Source organism: Paraburkholderia sp. 31.1 (assembly GCF_014397645.1).
Taxonomy (GTDB): Bacteria; Pseudomonadota; Gammaproteobacteria; order Burkholderiales; family Burkholderiaceae; genus Paraburkholderia; species Paraburkholderia tuberum.
In genome coordinates this window covers 15,782-31,435 of sequence record NZ_VZQN01000013.1, presented here as the reverse complement: position 1 = coordinate 31,435, position 15,654 = coordinate 15,782, and the positions used below count along the sequence as shown (strand labels likewise).

Sequence of the window (15,654 nt, the reverse complement as noted above, 5' to 3'; positions counted from 1 at the left end):
ATGCAGAATGCGAGTTTCGCGACGAACCGGGTCAAGCTGAATTTCGTTCGCACGCTGACCCTGCGGCAGTTGCAGATTTTCGTCGTCGCGAGCCGCTATACGAGTTTCGCGCGCGCGGCCGAGGAGCTGCATCTGACGCAGCCGGCGGTGTCGATGCAGATTCATCAGCTCGAAGAGGCGGTCGGCCTGCGGCTGTTCGAGCGCATCGCGCGCAAGCTCACGCTGACCGAAGCGGGCGAGGTGCTGACCCATCACGCGAGCCGCATTCTCGGCGAAATCAAGGACACCGAAGACGCGATGATGTCGCTGAAGCAGGCCGACAGCGGCTCGATCAACGTGGGCATCGTCAGTTCGGCGACCTACTTCGCGCCGAAACTGCTGGCGATGTACTCGCACCTATACCCGAAGGTCGACGTGGACTTCTCGGTCGGCAATCGCGACGCGTTGCTGCGTCTGTTGCAGGACAACGCGATCGATCTCGCGATCATGGGCCGCCCGCCGCCCGAACTCGATACGACGGCCGAGCCGCTCGCGAGTCATCCTCAGGTGGTGATCGCGCCGCTCGATCATCCGCTGTGCGGCGCGCGCCGCTTCGATCTGCAGGAGTTGCGCCGCGACACCTTCCTGCTGCGCGAGCCGGGCTCGGGTACGCGCATGGCCGCCGAGGCGATGTTCCGGCAGCATCTGTTCACACCCGCGAAAACCATCACGCTCGGCAGCAACGAAACGATCAAGCAGGCGGTGATGGCGGGCATGGGCGTGAGTCTGATCTCGCTGCATACGTTGCAGCTGGAGTTGCGCACCGGCGAGATCGCGCTGCTCGACGTGAACGGCACGCCGATCGAACGCGCGTGGCAGGTCGTGCATCTGCGCACGAAGCAGCTTTCGCCGACCAGCATGATGTTCCGGCAGTTTCTGCTCGAGCATGCGGCGGTGCATCTGGAGCAGGAATATGCGCAGTTTGCAGGGGTGTTTGCGAAACCGCCGGTCGGCGCGAAGCGGTAGCGTCATGCGCGGGTTGCGCGACTGCGCCCGTCGGCTTGCTGGTGAACGACGCGTCCCAGCCAGCGTCGATGGCACAGTCTGTACCCGGCTGTCGTGACAGGCTGCCAACTTTTCGCATTCGATTTAACTCCTGGGTCCCGTGCTCACGATCGGCATAAACCATGCTTGAACGGAAGGCTGGCGAGCGCTTGAAGCGCGTCGACGTTCGAGCGTCGTGCAAATAAACGCCAGCCACCACGGAAGGGGATCGCAGCGATGGTTTCCGGCGAGCAGCTTCAGGACTGGCGTTCTCACGCCCAGCGGATCGAAAACGAAGTCGCGAGAGTCGTCGTCGGTCAGCAGCAAACGCTGAGGCTCATCAACGTCGCGCTGTTCGCACGCGGCCACGTGCTGCTCGAAGGCGGCGTGGGGGTCGGCAAGACGACGGTGTTGCGGGCGTTCGCGCGCGTGGTCGGCGGCGATTTCGAGCGCGTCGAAGGGACGATCGATCTGATGCCGGGCGACCTCGTCTATCACACCTATGTCGATGCCGACGGCAAGCCGCGTATCGAACCGGGCCCGCTGCTGCGCCACGGCGAGCAACTGACCACCTTCTTCTTCAACGAGATCAATCGCGCGCGTCCACAGGTGCAATCGCTGCTGTTGCGCGCGATGGCCGAACGTTCCGTGTGGGCGTTCGACCGCGAGCACCGCTTTCCGCACATGACCGTATACGCCGACCGCAACAAGGTCGAGAAGGAAGAGACCTTCGAGCTCGCGTCGGCGGCGCGCGACCGCTTCCTGTTCGAGCTGAACATGCCGACGCCGACCGACGAGGACGCGCGGCGCAGCCTCGTCTTCGACACGAGGTTCCACGACGTCGACGGCCTGCTCGCGCAGCTGACTCCGTCGATCGTGCCGTGGGAGCAGTTGAACCGGATCGGCGCGGCGATCCAGCAGGGCGTGCAGGCGAGCGAGACGATCGAGCGCTACGTGCACGACATCTGGCAGGCGACGGAAACGCCGGCGCGCTTCGGCATCGCGCTCGACGGCGTCGACATGGAGCAGCTGATTCTCGCGGGCGCAAGTCCGCGCGGCATGAGCGCGCTGCTGCGGGCCGCGCGCGTGGTCGCGTGGCTCGCGGGACGCACGCATCTGCTTCCGGAGGACATTCACGAAGTGCTGCTGCCGGCGCTGGGGCATCGCGTGTTCTTCACACCGATCTACGAGCTGCGCCGCCAGGAGCTGGCCGAGGCGCTGATCGCGCGGATCGTCGCGAACGTCGCCGTGCCTCGCTGACCGGCGGCGCGCGCACCACGATGAACGACACCGCGGAATTCCACTACCGTCTGCCGATGCGCGCGGCCGGCGCGCGGCCCGGCTCGCATCCGGGCTCGAGCTTCGGCTCGGGTCAGCAGTTCGCGATGCACGGCCGGTTGTTCGACTACCCGGACCCGCGCCGGCTCGATCTGCGCGCGAGCTTGCGCGCGGCGCGCGACGAGTGGCTCGTGCGCGTGCATTTGCAGCGCGTCGCGGTGCCGGTGTTCGTGATCGTCGACGTATCGGCGTCGATGCGGTTCGGCAGCCGTAAAACGAAGCTGGAGCTCGCCGCCGATTTCGTCGAAGCGCTCGGCCATAGCGCGTTCCGGGTCGGCGACCGGCTCGGCATGCTGGCCTTCGATGGCGGCGAACGCGACGATCTGTTCATGCCGGCGCGCACGGGGCGGGGCACCGGCTCGCTGCTCGCGAGCATGCTGCGCGAACGCGCCGGTGAAACGGCTGATCGTCAGGCGAATGGTCTGGCAGAACGTCAGGCCGGAGGTCAGGCCGGACCCGCGGCCGTCGAAGGATTGCGGCGTTGCGCGATCCGTATCGCTGGACGCCAGGCGCTCGTGTTCGTCGTGTCCGATTTCCACTGGCCGCTCGCGCGACTGTCGTCGGTACTCGACATGCTGGTGCATGCGTGTGTGGTGCCGATGGTCGTGTGGGACGCGGCCGAGATCACGCCGCCGCAGCACGCGTCGCTGCTGGCCGTCAACGATGCGGAGTCCGGCGAGGAGCGTCGCGTGTGGCTTTCCCGCGATGTGCGCGAGCGCTGGCGCGAAGGCGTCGCGCGCCGTCGCGACGAACTCGCCGCGGGGTTCGGCGTGCGCGGCATCCGGCCGTTCTATGTCGAAGGCGCGTTCGATCCGGAAGCGATGTCGCGTTACTTTCTGGAGATGACGGTATGAGCGCGCGCGGTGTGCGCGGTGGCGTCGCTCGTCGGGCGGCGCTGCTTATGCTGATCGCGTCGCTTGGCGGCGCCGCGAGCGCGACGGCCAGCGCCGCCGTGGCGACCGCGCTCGTTCAGGAGCCGCGCGCGTTCGGCTATGTGCTCGGCGATGTGCTGACGCAGCGCGTGCTGCTGGAGGCCAACGATCGGGACATCGGCGCGGTCACGCCGCCTTCGGTCGGACGCACGGGCGTGTGGCTCGAACGCCGGCCCGTGACGCTCGAAACCGATGCCAACGGCCGCAAGTGGATGGTGATCGCGTATCAGGTCGTCAACGCGCCGCAGACGCTCACGCAGATCACGTTGCCCGCGTTGACGTTGACGTCGGCGGCGGGCACGCAATTGCAGGTCGCCGAATGGCCGGCGAGCATCGGACCGTTGACGCCGCAAACCGCGTTCGCCGCAGGGGATTTGCAGCCGCTGCGGCCCGATCGTCAGGCACCCATGCTGGGCACGGCCGGCTGGCGTCGGCAGATCGCGTGGGCGCTCGGCTTGCTGCTCGCGACCCTGCTCGCGTGGGCAAGCTGGTGGTGGGCGCGCAACCGACGCGAGGCGGCACGGCTGCCGTTCGCGCGTGCATGGCGGCAGATGCAGCGGCTGCCGGAGGCGCCCGCTGCTTCATCGAACGATGCGTGGGTCTGCCTGCATCGCGCACTGAACGAAACCGCCGGCCAGGTCGTGCATGCGGCTTCGCTATCCGCGTTGCTCGCGCGCGCGCCCTATCTGCAACCGCTGCGCGCGCAGCTCGAACGCTTCTATCTGGCGTCGTCCGAGCGCTTTTTCACACCGGCGCCGAAGGCCGTCGGGAATCCCGGCGAGCTGTCGTTGCACGCGCTGTGCCGTGCGTTGTATCGGGCGGAGAGGCGCCATCAGCGATGACCATGAGCCTCGATTTCGCTCTGCCGTGGATGCTGGTGCTGCTGCCGCTCGCCGCGCTGCCGCTGCTGCGGCGACGCAGCGACACGCTGGTGTTTTCGAGCGTCGCGTGGCTGCCCGCCGACGATCTCGGGCGCGCGGCCGGCTGGCTCGTACGCGGCGGCGCGGCACTGGCGATCGCCGCGATCGTCGTCGGGCTGGCGGGGCCGGGGCGCTCGCAGTTGCAGGTGCTGCGCACCGGCAGCGGCGCGCAGATCCTGATCCTGATGGACCGCAGCGCGAGCATGGACGAGCCGATGGGCAGCAAGGGCGTCGAGGCGCCGCGCGGCGACTCCAAGAACCACGTGGCGCGCGCCGCGTTGACGCGCTTCGTCGAGCAGCGGCCCAACGACCGGCTCGCGTTCATGATGTTCGGCACCAACCCCGTGCTGGCGATGCCGTTCACGTACAACCATCGCGTGATCGAGGCCGCTGTCGCGGCGACGGCGATTGGCCGTGGCATGCCGGACACCGAGCTCGATCGCGGCATGCTCGCGGCGATCGCGCAGTTCGACGGGCGCCTGTCGTCGGGCCGCCGCGCGATCGTGCTCGTCTCCGATGGCGGCGCGTTGCTCGACGAAACGATGCAACGGCGCATCGAGGCGGGACTGCGACGCAACCGGATCGCCCTCTACTTCATCTACTTGCGCAGCAGCGTCTTCAGTCCCGATCTGAACGCGACGCAGCCCGTCAGCGGAACCTCGGCCGAAGCGCAGCTGCATCGCTTCTTTCTGACGCTCAGGACACCGTATAGGCTGTTTCAGGCCGAAGACCCGAAGGCGATGATGGCGGCGATCGCGGAGATCAACCGGCAGCAGAACGCGACGACGACGTTCGTCGAGCATCTGCCTCGCCAGGACCTGAGTCTGTACTGTTTCGCGCTCGCGCTGTTCTGTTCGGCGCTGCTGGTGCTGCTGCACCAGTTGCAGGTCAGGAGCTGGGCATGAAGCGCACGCTGATCCACACGCTGTTCGGCACCGTGGCGATCTGTTGCGCCGCGTGGGCCGCGTCTGGCTTCGTTCGTCTGCAGCACGCGGAGCGCGTCGATCAGGCCATTCTCGCGACGAACGCCGCTTCGCGCGACCAGGCTGCCGGCGACGACGCGCGCGAGGTCCAACTGGCCCGCGCGATAGCGCTGTCGAAAGCGGGCGCGTATGACGCGGCGGCGCGGCTCTATAACGGTCTGATCCCCGAGGGCAGCCCGCCTGACGAAGTCGGCCGCGCGGCGCTGTTCGATCTCGGCAACCTGTACCTGCGCGAAGGCAGCGGCGACACGGCGCAGACGGTCAGGTCTCTCGCGATGATCGGTGAGGCCAAGGCGCGCTACCGGCTCGCGCTGCGCGCGGCGCCCGACGATTGGGACGTGCGCTACAACCTCGAGCGCGCGCTGTGGCTTGCGCCGGAAACGCCGTCCGCGCTCGCCGGGCCCGATGTGAAAGAGCAGCACAACGTCAAGCTGCGTGACCCGCAGAGCCAGGACTTGCCATGAGCGGCGTCTCGCGCGAGCGCGGCTTCGCAAGCTGGCGTCAGGCGTTGACGCCGCTCGCGCTCGTCGCATTGATCGCGGCGGTTGCGATGCCGGACGTCACTTTGCCGCGCAACACGTTTAACTACATCGTGACGTTCGATATCACGCAAAGCATGGACGTCGAGGACGTGGTGCTCGACGGCGCTCCGGTCAGCCGGCTCAAATTCGCGCAGGCCGCGATGCGCGACGCGCTCGGGCGCTTGCCGTGCGGCTCGAAGGTCGGCTGGAGCGTGTTCACGGGGCAACGGGCGTTGCTGCTGATGGCGCCGGTCGAAGTCTGTGGCAACTACGACGCGCTGCTGGTGTCGCTCGACGGCATCGACGGGCGCATGCGCTGGACCGACTGGAGCCGCATTGCCGAGGGCGGTGTGTATTCGGCCGCGCGGGTCGCGCAGGAGGTCGGCGGCGGCGCGGCCATCGCGTTCGTCACCGATGGTCAGGAGGCGCCGCCGGTATCGGCGGCGCGCCCGCTGATGGAGGGCATCAATGCCGCGCGAATCAGGGGCTGGCTGATCGGCGTCGGCGGCGACCAGCCCGCGGCCATTCCGAAGACCGACGCCAACGGTAACCGGATCGGCTACTGGCAGGCCGACGACGTGATCCAGCTGCCGCCGACGCCAGGCTCCGGTGTCGAGGCGCAAACGCACGAGGAGTTGTCCGAATTGCGCGGCGAGTACCTTGCGTCGGTGGCGGGGCAGACTGGCCTCGACTACCGGCGCCTGCTGAACGTGACATCGTTCGGCGATGCGCTGCTCGATGCGCGCTTCGCTCGCCGCGAACCGGTGCCGACCGATCTGCGTTGGTGTCCAGCGCTGCTCGCGTTGCTGCTGCTCGTCGCGCGCTTCATGCCGGATGCCGTTCTCGCATGGCCGCGCGCCTGGCGAAAGCGCATTCGAACGATCGTTTTGCAGATCGCGCCGGCATTCAATGGCCGGCCGACACGAGTCGACTGACTCACGCGAGCGCGACCGTTGACGCTGCAACGGTTGAAGGTGCAGGTATCCGATCGAACCGCGTAGTTGCTTGCGAAACCTCGCAAGAGTTGCCGGATTCGATCGACTCACGAGGCTTACGCCAGAAGCTCTTGCCGGTCTTCGAGGCCGGAGAGCGTTGCCAGGAATCATTCTCAATCGGTTCACTTCGACGTCGACTCCAGCGCTGAGTCGCGAAGGCGCATGCGCTCGCCACACACGCGAGATACCTAACACTTTGACCTACCAGTACGCCAATGACTGACTACAATGTCTGAGTGCAAGCGACGCTGCAAGGCGCTCGGTTCGACGGGAGCGCCGTGTCATGTGACCTTTCAATTCCTTCACTGGAGGCATGCGATGACGTGCCAAAACGAGAGGATTGTCGGAGCGGTACTCGTCTTGATGAGCGGCTACGCGTTTGCGGGCGGCCCTTTCGGCGATGTGCCGCAAGCGATGATGGTCGCCAACATCGTCGCGTCGCCCGTCGAAGTCGTGCCGCCGATTCCCGAGCCTCGGCACTACTTCGAGCAGCAGCGCTATGCGATGGAGTATCACGGGGATCAGGGCAAGCCGTTCTTCGCGCAAATGGAGAATTACTATAGTGTGGACGTGACGCGCGATGTCCAGCTCGGCACTGCGAAGGCATTGGTGTCGTCCGGACCGGAGTTCGCGCCGGTGTCCGAACCGGGCGCAAAACCTGCCGCGCAAAATGCTTCGAATCCTTTGCAGCTGGGTCCATCTACCGCGCCGCAATTGTCTATCGTTCAGATGAACAGTTCAGTGTTGTCGATAGGCGAGTCACCGCAGCGACGCTTGTCCTTGACGATCGACGACTGGGTGTTCTCCGGCACCGCGCGCGTCGCGGTTCTGCATTCTCACGATACGGGCGCGACGCTGATCGTCAAACGTCGCTACTGAGTGATGTCGGACGGCCGCGCATTTCGCGTCGACGAGTCACGTCGATGAAAAGCGCTCGCGATACATCTGCGGCGCCACGCGCAGCTGACGCACGAAGCTGCATCGCATCGTTTCCTCGCTGCCGAATCCACACCGCGCCGCGATTCGTTTGATCGACCAGGATGTCTCGCTTAGCAAGCGCTGTGCCGCTTCGATGCGCAACTGCTCGACCGCGCGGGCCGGCGTGCGGCCCGTTTGCGCCTTGTAGTGGCGCATGAAGCTGCGCTCGCTCATATGAAGCCTTCGCGCGAGCGCGGGGACCGACAGGTCGGATGCGAGATGCGACGTCATCCATGCATGCAATTCGCCGAAACGGTCGTCGGCATGTTGCAGCGACAGCGTCGCGCTGAACTGCGACTGACCCCCCGGCCGCTTCAGAAACACGACGAGCTCGCGCGCGACATCGAGCGCCAACGCGCGCCCGTGATCCTCTTCGAGCATGGCCAGCGCGAGGTCGATGCCGGCGGTGACGCCCGCCGATGTCCAGATAGCCCCGTCGCGAATAAAGATTGGATCGGCTTCGACGCGCAGTTGCGGATACGCCTGCGCGAGTTCGTCGCAGCGCCCCCAATGCGTGGCGACGCGGCGGCCGTCGAGCAGTCCCGCCTCGGCGAGCAGGAACGCGCCCGAGCAGACCGAGGCAACGCGTCTGCAATGCGGCGCATGGCGCTGCGTCCAGCGGATCAGACGCTGATCGGCCGATGCCTGACGAATCCCCCAGCCGCCCGGGACGATCAGCGTATCGACCGGCGCTTTCACCGAGCGCAGCGAACCGGCGAGTACCGCAAGTCCCGACGACGACGTGACGGGCCCGGCTTCGGCTGCCACGACGCGGGGTGAGTAGAGTTCGTCGAGCCCACGCTGCGCGACGAGTTCATTGGCGGACGCAAATACCTGCAGCGGACCGCTGACGTCGAGCAGTTGCATGTTGGGGAAGGCGAGCAGCACGATGGAGGGGGGAGCGCTGGACATATCGTGTGTAACAGGGGCTGTAAGAGAGAGCGCACGTGGCAGAAAAACTGGGGTTAATGGCAGTCTTGCCAAAGACTACGCGCATAGAATCAGTCCGTCCACCTGGAAGACGCGGCGGATCACGCGTTTCGATTTCTCCCTGAATAAGGTATCCCTATGAACCTGCAAATCGGTTTTCTGGTGTTTCCGAAAGTACAGCAACTCGATCTGACTGGCCCGCACGACGTACTTGCATCGTTGCCGGGCGCCACGATGCATCTGATCTGGAAGACACGGGAGCCCGTGGTGTCGAGTAACGGGCTCGTGCTGACGCCGAGCACGACCTACGAAAGCTGCCCGCCGCTCGACGTGATCTGTGTGCCAGGCGGAAGCGGCGTGACCGACCTGTTGCAAGACGAGCAAACGATCGACTTCGTTTGCCGACAGGCCGCCAGCGCGCGCTACGTGACGTCGGTCTGCACCGGCGCGTTGCTGCTTGGCGCGGCCGGCTTGCTGCGCGGGCGGCGCGCGACGACTCACTGGGCGTTTCACTCGCTGCTTGCACCGCTCGGCGCGATACCGACGCATGCGCGTGTGGTCCGCGATGGCAATCTGATTACCGGCGGCGGCGTGACGGCGGGCATCGATTTCGGGTTGACCGTCGCGGCCGAACTGGCGGGCGTAGAAGAGGCGCAGGCGATCCAGCTCGAACTCGAATACGCGCCAGCCCCGCCGTTCGACGCGGGAGATCCGGCGTTGGCGCCGCAAGCGGTGGTGGAACTGGTCCGGCGACGGTCGGCGGAAGGCTTGGCCGCGCGGCGCCGGGTGGTGATGGAGATCGCGGAGAGAAGCTAAGTCTTGCATGCGGGTACGGGCATTCCATTAAACTGTGTGGCTCTACCCGTTTCCGCCAGTCGGATCGATGCGATGAAGTACGGCGAATTTTCCCCGGGGCACTCCCCATGCGCGTAGGCAAGCCCGTCAAGGCACTGCCGCAGCCGTCATGCGACTACTGCGGCAACCGTGCGTTGCTCGCGCGTTACGGCGACGAGTCCTACCCCTATCGCAGCGATCAAGGGCCGCTGTGGATCTGCACCGCATGTCAGGCGTGGATCGGCGTTTATTCGCGCAGCAAACACAACCTGCCGCTCGGCCGCCTCGCCGACGCAACGTTGCGCGAGTCGAAGAGCAAGCTGCACGATGCGCTTGAACCGCTCGTTGCCGGGAAGGTGCGCCGCGATGGTGTCAACGCGTTCGAAGCCCGCGCGAAAGCGATCCGGTGGGTCGCGACCGAGCTTGGCTTCGATCCGGTTCCGGCGAGCATTCACGCGTTCACGCCCGAGCAGTGCGAACAGGCGCTGCGTTATGTCGAAGCTTTTATCGAAGCTCGGCGTGCGCGATAGCGCAATAGCCCCAAACCGCTAGCTCCCTTTCATTCCTCCAATACCACCCCGCCATACCGCCTTCCCCGCGCCTCTTCATCCCCACCAAATTGGCAGTTCTCGTGCGATGCGGCCCGGCAGTCGGATCGCACCTGCGTTCGGGTGCATATTTCCGGTTGCGTCCGTCGCTATCGTGAACTACAAATCTAAAGTTACGCGCTGGTTCGATTTTTGGCGGGCCGGGCTTCCGTTCAGAACCGTTCGAACGACAGGGAGAGTGCCGTCATGAGAATGCGCCCCGATCCTACCTTTCATGCATCGCCGAAGCTCGCGATGGATGCGCCGGCGGAAGAATACGCGTACACGGTGCTGCTAAGTCCGGACTCCTCGCAGCCCGACGCGCTCGCCGTGATCGACGTGAAGCCCGGTTCGCCGACTTATAGCCAGGTGGTCCACACGGTGCCGGTGCCGAACAAGGGCGACGAATTCCATCACTTCGGCTGGAACGCGTGTTCGTCCGCGTTGTCGCCGTTGACGGGCCACGCGTTTCTGGAACGTCGCTATCTGATCATTCCGGGCATGCGCTCGTCGCGCATCTATATCGTCGATACGAAGCCGCATCCGACCCAGGCGAAGATTCACAAGATCATCGAGCCGGAGGAAATTTTCCGCAAGACCGGCTATTCGCGCCCGCACACCGTGCATTGCGGACCGGAGGGCATCTACGTGAGCACGCTCGGCGGTGGTGGCAAGGACGGCACCGACGGGCCGCCCGGAATCTTCATCATGGACTGCCAAACATTCGAGGTGCTGGGCCGCTGGGAAATCGAGCGCGGCGCGCAGGAAAAGCATTACGACTTCTGGTGGAATCTGCCGCGCGACTACATGGTGTCGACCGAATGGGCGCTGCCGCCGCAATTCGAAAACGGCATCGTGCCCGAAGACCTGCTCGCGAACAAATACGGCCATCGCGTGCACTGCTGGGATCTGCGCGCGAGGCGCAACGTGCAGACGCTCGATCTCGGCGCGAATCATCAGATGGCGCTCGAAGTGCGGCCCGCGCACGACCCGAGCCGCGAGTACGGCTTTATCGGCGTCGTGGTCGATACGACGAATCTGGAAGGGTCGATCTGGACCTGGTGGCGCGAAGGCGGCCACTTCCACATCGAGAAGACCGCGACCATTCCACCGGAGCCCGCCCATGCCGACGAGTTGCCGCCGCTGCTGCAAGGTTTCGGCGCGGTGCCGCCGCTCGTCACCGACATCGATCTTTCAATCGACGATAAATTCCTCTACGTCTCCTGCTGGGGCACCGGCGAGATGCGCCAGTACGACGTGAGCGAACCGCGCAAGCCGAAATTGACGGGCTCGGTGCGCATCGGTGGAATCGAACATTGCGCGCCGCATCCGAACGGCAAGGCTTTCGCCGGCGGTCCGCAGATGGTCGAGATCAGTCGCGACGGCAAGCGCATCTACTGGACCAACTCGCTCTATTCGACGTGGGACGACCAGTTCTACCCGGATGGTGTGCCCGGCGTGCAAGTGATGGCGCATGCCGAGCCCAATGGCGGTCTCGAGCTCGCCGAAGATTACTTCGTCGAGTTTCCCGCCGGCTATCGCGCGCACCAGATTCGCCTCGAAGGCGGCGACTGCTCGACCGATTCGTTCTGCTATCCCTCGGTGGGCGTTTGAGCGGCGCGGTGTCGCCGCAAGCGGCACTGTGGCTGGCCGTCCTCGCGAGCGGTGTGTATCACGGACTCAATCCGGCGATGGGGTGGCCGCTCGCGGTGTCGAACGCGCTGATGCAGCGGCGCTCGCAAGCGCTGGTCGTAGCGCTTCTTTATCTCGCGGCGGGGCACGCGCTCGCCATATTGCTGATGATGCTGCCGTTCGCGATGCTGGCCGGCGTGCTCGCGTGGCAGCGTCAGATGCAGATCGGCGCGAGCGTGCTGGTGATCGGCTTCGGTCTGGTGTTGCTGATGCGCCGGCGCCATCCGCGCGTACTGGCGAGAATTCCGCCGTCGCGGCTCGCGCTCTGGTCGTTCGCGGTGGCGATCGCGCACGGCGCCGGCTTGATGCTGGTGCCGATCTACCTCGGTCTGTGCCGCGCAGACGCAATGGACAGCGCGCACCAAGCCGCCCAAACGCTGATAGAAACGAGTCTGCGCATGGCGCTGTCGGTCTCCGCGGTGCATGCGGCCGCGATGACGATGGCCGGCGGCGTGCTCGCATGGCTCGTTTATCGCTACCTCGGGCTCAGGTTCGTGTCGCGCAGCTGGTTCAATCTCGATGCGGTGTGGGCGTCGAGTCTGATTCTGGTGGGGGGCGTGTCGCTGGCGTTGAATGCGGCGGCAGCGGGCGTTTCCGGTTGATTTCGACGCGGCCGATCCGGCCTATGAGGCTCCCGGGCACGGCATATGCTGCGTAGCTTCGGTGCAGGGACGCCATTCCGTGCGGGTCCTGATTTTTCCTCTCGTCATCTACACCCGGAGAAGATCATGCCGCTGAAGAAAGGTACATCGAAAGAGACCGTGTCGCACAACATCAAGACCGAGTCGAAGCATGGCAAGCCGCACAAGCAGGCTGTCGCGATCGCGTTGAATCAGGCGCGCAAGTCGGGCGCGAAGATTCCGAAGAAGAGTGAGAAATAAGCTGCTTCAGCACGCGCGGTCGTACCCATGACCGACAGGCCGCAGAAAAAGCGCGCGCATGGCGAGCCGCAATCGGAGCCAGCGGATGTCGAACCCGATCAGCATCCGGCGAAGCTCGACGATTGCCGCCGTTGCGCGCTCTGGCGCAATGCGACTCAGGCCGTGCCCGGGGAAGGGCAGCGGCATGCGTCGATCGTGCTGGTCGGCGAGCAACCCGGCGACATGGAAGATCTGCAGGGCAAGCCCTTCGTCGGGCCGGCCGGCGCGTTGCTCGACAGCGCGCTCGAAGAAGCGGGCGTCAAGCGTAACGACGTCTACGTGACGAACGCCGTCAAGCATTTCAAGTGGATCGCGCGCGGCAAGCGTCGCTTGCACAAAACGCCCGCTCAGCGTGAAGTGGATGCTTGCGGCTACTGGCTGGAGCAGGAACTCGACATGCCGCATGTGCGCGTGGTCGTGGCACTGGGCGCGACCGCGTTGAAAGCGGTTGTTCACGACTCGCACGCGCGCTTGCAGGACGCGTTCGACAAAACGCTCGAGCGCGGCGAGCAACGCGTGGTCGCGACGTACCATCCGTCGTTTGCGCTGCGCGCGCCGGACCCTGAAACGCGTCGCGAGGTGTACGAACGCATCGTCGCAGCATTGCGCACCGCACAGAAGCTGGCCCACGGCGGCAAGCGCTCAGGATGACGCCGGCGCGTGCGTCGCTCGTAATCCGAGGCCTTTCATCAATCGTTGTGCGTCGAACGGCGCCCGAGCTTTTACATCGTTGTCGAAGTAGCAGTAGACGTCTCGCGCGGCTGGGCGAGGCGGCCGGAGTTGCGGCGCGATCAAGCGCGCGTCGGCCGGTTGCGAGCCGCCGCGCCATGCATCGATTCGCTCGGCCCATCGTTGCAGAGCGTCGTCCCCATATGAACCCGAGTATTTGGCTTCGCTGCCGTGCAGGCGAAGATAGACGAAGTCCGCCGTCAGATCTTCGGCGACGGGCCACGGTTCGGTGGAATCTGAAACGACGAGCGCGACCCCGTAATGCCGAAGCAAGGTCACGAACGCCGGATCGACAAAGCTCGCGTGGCGCACTTCGACCGCGTGACGCAACTTCCGCTTGCGATCGATGGCGACATAAGGCGTCTTGACACGCGCATCATGTTGCTTCGCCAGCGCCGATGCGCTCGCGACGTCGGACGGCAACACGCTCAGAAAGCGCTCCATTGCCTCGGGCTCGAATCGGAACGACGGCGGAAATTGCCATAGGATCGGACCAAGCTTTTCGTTCAACGCGAGTAGCCCCTGCGCGAAGAAGTTCGCGATGCCGACACGTGCGCTCGCATCGCGAAACCGCAGCATATGAGTCAGATAGCGCGCGCCTTTGATGCCAAACACGAAGCCGTCAGGCGTTTGCGCGTACCAACGCTGCCAGCTATCGAGCGATTGAAGGCTGTAATGCGTGCCGTTGATTTCGATCGTGCCGAATAGCGCCGACGCGTACTGTAATTCCGCTGCATGTTTGAGATCCTCTGGGTAAAAGCTGCCGCGCCAACCTTGGTAGCGCCAGCCGGAAATGCCGATACGCACATCGCCGGTTTTCTTCATTCGCGCGTCGAGTCCGGCGGAATGGGGTTCGGCGTCCGGCTCCGACTCGACGGATCGTAGCGTCATTGAATACGCGCGATTTGCTTCGCGACGGCGGCCGGGCTGTCGAAATTGTGATCGGGCAGACGGTCGACCAGATCGACGATGTCGGTATTCGCCTGATTTTTGCGCGCCTGCGCGGCCAGCTTTTCGCGTGTGGTCGGGTAATTCACACCACTGATTGCTTTTTCGACGTCAGCGGGATTCGGCTGACCGGGGTGGCGGTGATCCTGGGAATGGGCGGGGTGCTGTGACATGGTTCCTCCTTGAATGAGTACATCACGACTGCGCGCCTACTGCTACGTGTCGCATATCTCGTGCCTCAGCGCGCGGGCTCGAGTTGCGTTTTCCAGCGGCGCACGTCGTGCGAATGAAAAAGAACCCCGCGATGAGGAACGCGGCTTGCGTGCAGCCGGCAAAATAGCGCCGCTGACACAGGACCTTTCAAGGAGAAGGCCATCATGAGCACGATGCTCGCATATCGCATTCACCGCTTCGGCGGTCCCGAGGTGTTCAAGGCCGAGAAGATCGAGATCCCCGAGCCTGGCGCCGGCCAGGTGCTGGTGCGCGTGCGCGCGGCCAGCGCCAATCCGGTGGACCTGAAGACGCGCTCGGGCCAGTACCCGTTGATTCGTGAAGAGAAACTGCCCTATACGCTCGGGCGCGATTTTTCCGGAGTGGTCGAACGGGTCGGCGAGGGCGTCGGGCAATGGCGCGCGGGCGAGCAGGTGTATGGCTTCGTTGGCCAGGGACAGGGTGCGTACGCGGAATTCGTCGTCGTGTCCGCGAGCGCGTTAGCGCATGCGCCGGAAAAACTGGATGTGGGGTCCGCGGGCGCCGTGCCGCTCGCCGCGTTGACCGCATGGCAGGGCCTGTTCGATCACGGCTGCCTCGAAGCCGGCGGCCGCGTGCTGATCCATGCGGGCGCGGGCGGCGTTGGACATTTCGCCGTGCAGTTCGCCAAGCAGAAGGGCGCGCAAGTGTACGCTACGGCGTCCGGCGACGGCATCGAGTTCGTGCGCTCGCTCGGTGCGGATCGCGTGATCGACTATCACGCGCAGCGTTTCGAAGACGTCGCGCGCGACATCGACCTCGTGTTCGATCTGATCGGCGGCGATACGCAGCGCCGCTCGTGGTCGGCCGTGGCGACCGGTGGCGCGCTGGTCTCGACGCTCAACGAGCCGTCGCAGACCGAGGCGTCGAGCCATGGCGCACGGGCCACGCGTTATACCGCGCGACCCGACGGCCGGCAATTGACGGAGATCGCGTCGTTGCTCGACAAGGGCAGCGTGCGTGTCGTGGTCGCCGAACGGTTTGCGTTCGAAGCGACGGCCAAGGCGCTGGAACGGCTCGCGAAAGGCCACGTGCGCGGCAAGATCGTGGTGGAGGTGGCATCGTAGTACGGAGA

Annotated in this window: 18 protein-coding genes; 15 read left to right on the top strand and 3 right to left on the bottom strand. The window is 65.2% G+C overall.

Translation table 11 applies throughout. The features are described 5' to 3' along the window. From F6X37_RS12080 to F6X37_RS12045, 8 genes are all read left to right on the top strand, one after another. Complete coding sequence (locus tag F6X37_RS12080) at positions 1–1,005, top strand: LysR family transcriptional regulator (RefSeq protein WP_187611454.1); 1,005 nt, start codon at positions 1–3, stop codon at positions 1,003–1,005. Between the two features lie 255 nt (positions 1,006–1,260). Further along, a complete protein-coding gene (locus F6X37_RS12075; protein ID WP_018424618.1) occupies positions 1,261–2,283 on the top strand; it encodes an AAA family ATPase in 1,023 nt (340 codons plus the stop codon). A 20-nt stretch (positions 2,284–2,303) separates the two neighbouring features. Beyond that, positions 2,304–3,215: a DUF58 domain-containing protein gene (locus tag F6X37_RS12070; RefSeq protein ID WP_187611453.1), complete on the top strand. Its 912-nt coding sequence runs from the start codon at positions 2,304–2,306 to the stop codon at positions 3,213–3,215. Beyond that, positions 3,212–4,135, top strand: a complete 924-nt coding sequence (locus F6X37_RS12065) for a calcium incorporation protein MxaA (RefSeq protein ID WP_187611452.1) — start codon at positions 3,212–3,214, stop codon at positions 4,133–4,135. Before F6X37_RS12070 ends, F6X37_RS12065 begins: the two co-directional genes overlap by 4 nt. Beyond that, positions 4,132–5,118 (top strand): vWA domain-containing protein, encoded by a 987-nt coding sequence (locus F6X37_RS12060; protein WP_090809112.1) that lies wholly within the window; start codon positions 4,132–4,134, stop codon positions 5,116–5,118. Before F6X37_RS12065 ends, F6X37_RS12060 begins: the two co-directional genes overlap by 4 nt. After that, positions 5,115–5,660, top strand: coding sequence for a tetratricopeptide repeat protein (locus tag F6X37_RS12055; protein ID WP_187611451.1), 546 nt, complete (start codon positions 5,115–5,117; stop codon positions 5,658–5,660). The genes F6X37_RS12060 and F6X37_RS12055 overlap by 4 nt, the downstream gene beginning before the upstream one ends. Continuing rightward, complete coding sequence (locus F6X37_RS12050; protein ID WP_187611450.1) at positions 5,657–6,652, top strand: MxaL protein; 996 nt, start codon at positions 5,657–5,659, stop codon at positions 6,650–6,652. Before F6X37_RS12055 ends, F6X37_RS12050 begins: the two co-directional genes overlap by 4 nt. 378 nt (positions 6,653–7,030) lie before the next feature. Beyond that, positions 7,031–7,591 carry a hypothetical protein gene (locus tag F6X37_RS12045; RefSeq protein WP_187611449.1) on the top strand — a complete coding sequence of 187 codons (561 nt, stop codon included), beginning with the start codon at positions 7,031–7,033 and terminating at the stop codon, positions 7,589–7,591. Positions 7,592–7,627: 36 nt separating this feature from the next. Here F6X37_RS12045 and F6X37_RS12040 read toward each other — a convergent pair whose 3' ends face one another. Then, positions 7,628–8,602 carry a GlxA family transcriptional regulator gene (locus F6X37_RS12040; protein ID WP_187611448.1) on the bottom strand — a complete coding sequence of 325 codons (975 nt, stop codon included), beginning with the start codon at positions 8,600–8,602 and terminating at the stop codon, positions 7,628–7,630. Between the two features lie 156 nt (positions 8,603–8,758). On the opposite strand from F6X37_RS12040, the gene F6X37_RS12035 reads away from it, so the two are divergent. The 6 genes from F6X37_RS12035 to F6X37_RS12010 all read left to right on the top strand — a co-directional run bounded on the left by F6X37_RS12035 (position 8,759) and on the right by F6X37_RS12010 (position 13,304). Beyond that, on the top strand, positions 8,759–9,436 hold the full coding sequence (locus F6X37_RS12035; protein ID WP_090809122.1) for a DJ-1/PfpI family protein: 678 nt from the start codon (positions 8,759–8,761) through the stop codon (positions 9,434–9,436). Between the two features lie 107 nt (positions 9,437–9,543). Further along, positions 9,544–9,984, top strand: a complete 441-nt coding sequence (locus F6X37_RS12030; RefSeq protein ID WP_090809124.1) for a zinc-finger-containing protein — start codon at positions 9,544–9,546, stop codon at positions 9,982–9,984. 264 nt (positions 9,985–10,248) lie between these two features. Continuing rightward, a complete protein-coding gene (locus tag F6X37_RS12025; protein WP_090809127.1) occupies positions 10,249–11,655 on the top strand; it encodes a selenium-binding protein SBP56-related protein in 1,407 nt (468 codons plus the stop codon). Next, entirely contained in the window at positions 11,652–12,335 is a 684-nt protein-coding gene (locus tag F6X37_RS12020; protein ID WP_187611447.1) for a hypothetical protein, read from the top strand. The genes F6X37_RS12025 and F6X37_RS12020 overlap by 4 nt, the downstream gene beginning before the upstream one ends. Before the next feature lie 126 nt (positions 12,336–12,461). Further along, positions 12,462–12,614, top strand: coding sequence for a DUF6496 domain-containing protein (locus F6X37_RS12015; protein ID WP_018437257.1), 153 nt, complete (start codon positions 12,462–12,464; stop codon positions 12,612–12,614). A gap of 27 nt (positions 12,615–12,641) precedes the next feature. Then, positions 12,642–13,304, top strand: coding sequence for a UdgX family uracil-DNA binding protein (locus F6X37_RS12010; RefSeq protein ID WP_187611446.1), 663 nt, complete (start codon positions 12,642–12,644; stop codon positions 13,302–13,304). Here the strand turns inward: F6X37_RS12010 and F6X37_RS12005 are convergent. Next, a complete protein-coding gene (locus F6X37_RS12005) occupies positions 13,296–14,207 on the bottom strand; it encodes a DUF72 domain-containing protein (protein WP_187611544.1) in 912 nt (303 codons plus the stop codon). The two genes, F6X37_RS12010 and F6X37_RS12005, sit on opposite strands and share 9 nt — an antisense overlap. Positions 14,208–14,269: 62 nt before the next feature. Next, entirely contained in the window at positions 14,270–14,503 is a 234-nt protein-coding gene (locus F6X37_RS12000; RefSeq protein ID WP_090809131.1) for a DUF2795 domain-containing protein, read from the bottom strand. 204 nt (positions 14,504–14,707) lie between these two features. Between F6X37_RS12000 and F6X37_RS11995 the strand changes: the two genes are divergently transcribed. Continuing rightward, a complete protein-coding gene (locus tag F6X37_RS11995) occupies positions 14,708–15,646 on the top strand; it encodes an NADP-dependent oxidoreductase (protein ID WP_187611445.1) in 939 nt (312 codons plus the stop codon). Positions 15,647–15,654 lie beyond the last annotated feature (8 nt).

Bases quoted from the DNA above. Each gene is read 5' to 3' on its own strand.
- F6X37_RS12080 (WP_187611454.1), top strand. From the start codon at position 1: ATGCAGAATGCGAGTTTCGCGACGAACCGGGTCAAGCTGAATTTCGTT.
- F6X37_RS12075 (WP_018424618.1), top strand. From the start codon at position 1,261: ATGGTTTCCGGCGAGCAGCTTCAGGACTGGCGTTCTCACGCCCAGCGG.
- F6X37_RS12070 (WP_187611453.1), top strand. From the start codon at position 2,304: ATGAACGACACCGCGGAATTCCACTACCGTCTGCCGATGCGCGCGGCC.
- F6X37_RS12065 (WP_187611452.1), top strand. From the start codon at position 3,212: ATGAGCGCGCGCGGTGTGCGCGGTGGCGTCGCTCGTCGGGCGGCGCTG.
- F6X37_RS12060 (WP_090809112.1), top strand. From the start codon at position 4,132: ATGACCATGAGCCTCGATTTCGCTCTGCCGTGGATGCTGGTGCTGCTG.
- F6X37_RS12055 (WP_187611451.1), top strand. From the start codon at position 5,115: ATGAAGCGCACGCTGATCCACACGCTGTTCGGCACCGTGGCGATCTGT.
- F6X37_RS12050 (WP_187611450.1), top strand. From the start codon at position 5,657: ATGAGCGGCGTCTCGCGCGAGCGCGGCTTCGCAAGCTGGCGTCAGGCG.
- F6X37_RS12045 (WP_187611449.1), top strand. From the start codon at position 7,031: ATGACGTGCCAAAACGAGAGGATTGTCGGAGCGGTACTCGTCTTGATG.
- F6X37_RS12040 (WP_187611448.1), bottom strand. From the start codon at position 8,602: ATGTCCAGCGCTCCCCCCTCCATCGTGCTGCTCGCCTTCCCCAACATG.
- F6X37_RS12035 (WP_090809122.1), top strand. From the start codon at position 8,759: ATGAACCTGCAAATCGGTTTTCTGGTGTTTCCGAAAGTACAGCAACTC.
- F6X37_RS12030 (WP_090809124.1), top strand. From the start codon at position 9,544: ATGCGCGTAGGCAAGCCCGTCAAGGCACTGCCGCAGCCGTCATGCGAC.
- F6X37_RS12025 (WP_090809127.1), top strand. From the start codon at position 10,249: ATGAGAATGCGCCCCGATCCTACCTTTCATGCATCGCCGAAGCTCGCG.
- F6X37_RS12015 (WP_018437257.1), top strand. From the start codon at position 12,462: ATGCCGCTGAAGAAAGGTACATCGAAAGAGACCGTGTCGCACAACATC.
- F6X37_RS12010 (WP_187611446.1), top strand. From the start codon at position 12,642: ATGACCGACAGGCCGCAGAAAAAGCGCGCGCATGGCGAGCCGCAATCG.
- F6X37_RS12005 (WP_187611544.1), bottom strand. From the start codon at position 14,207: ATGAAGAAAACCGGCGATGTGCGTATCGGCATTTCCGGCTGGCGCTAC.
- F6X37_RS12000 (WP_090809131.1), bottom strand. From the start codon at position 14,503: ATGTCACAGCACCCCGCCCATTCCCAGGATCACCGCCACCCCGGTCAG.
- F6X37_RS11995 (WP_187611445.1), top strand. From the start codon at position 14,708: ATGAGCACGATGCTCGCATATCGCATTCACCGCTTCGGCGGTCCCGAG.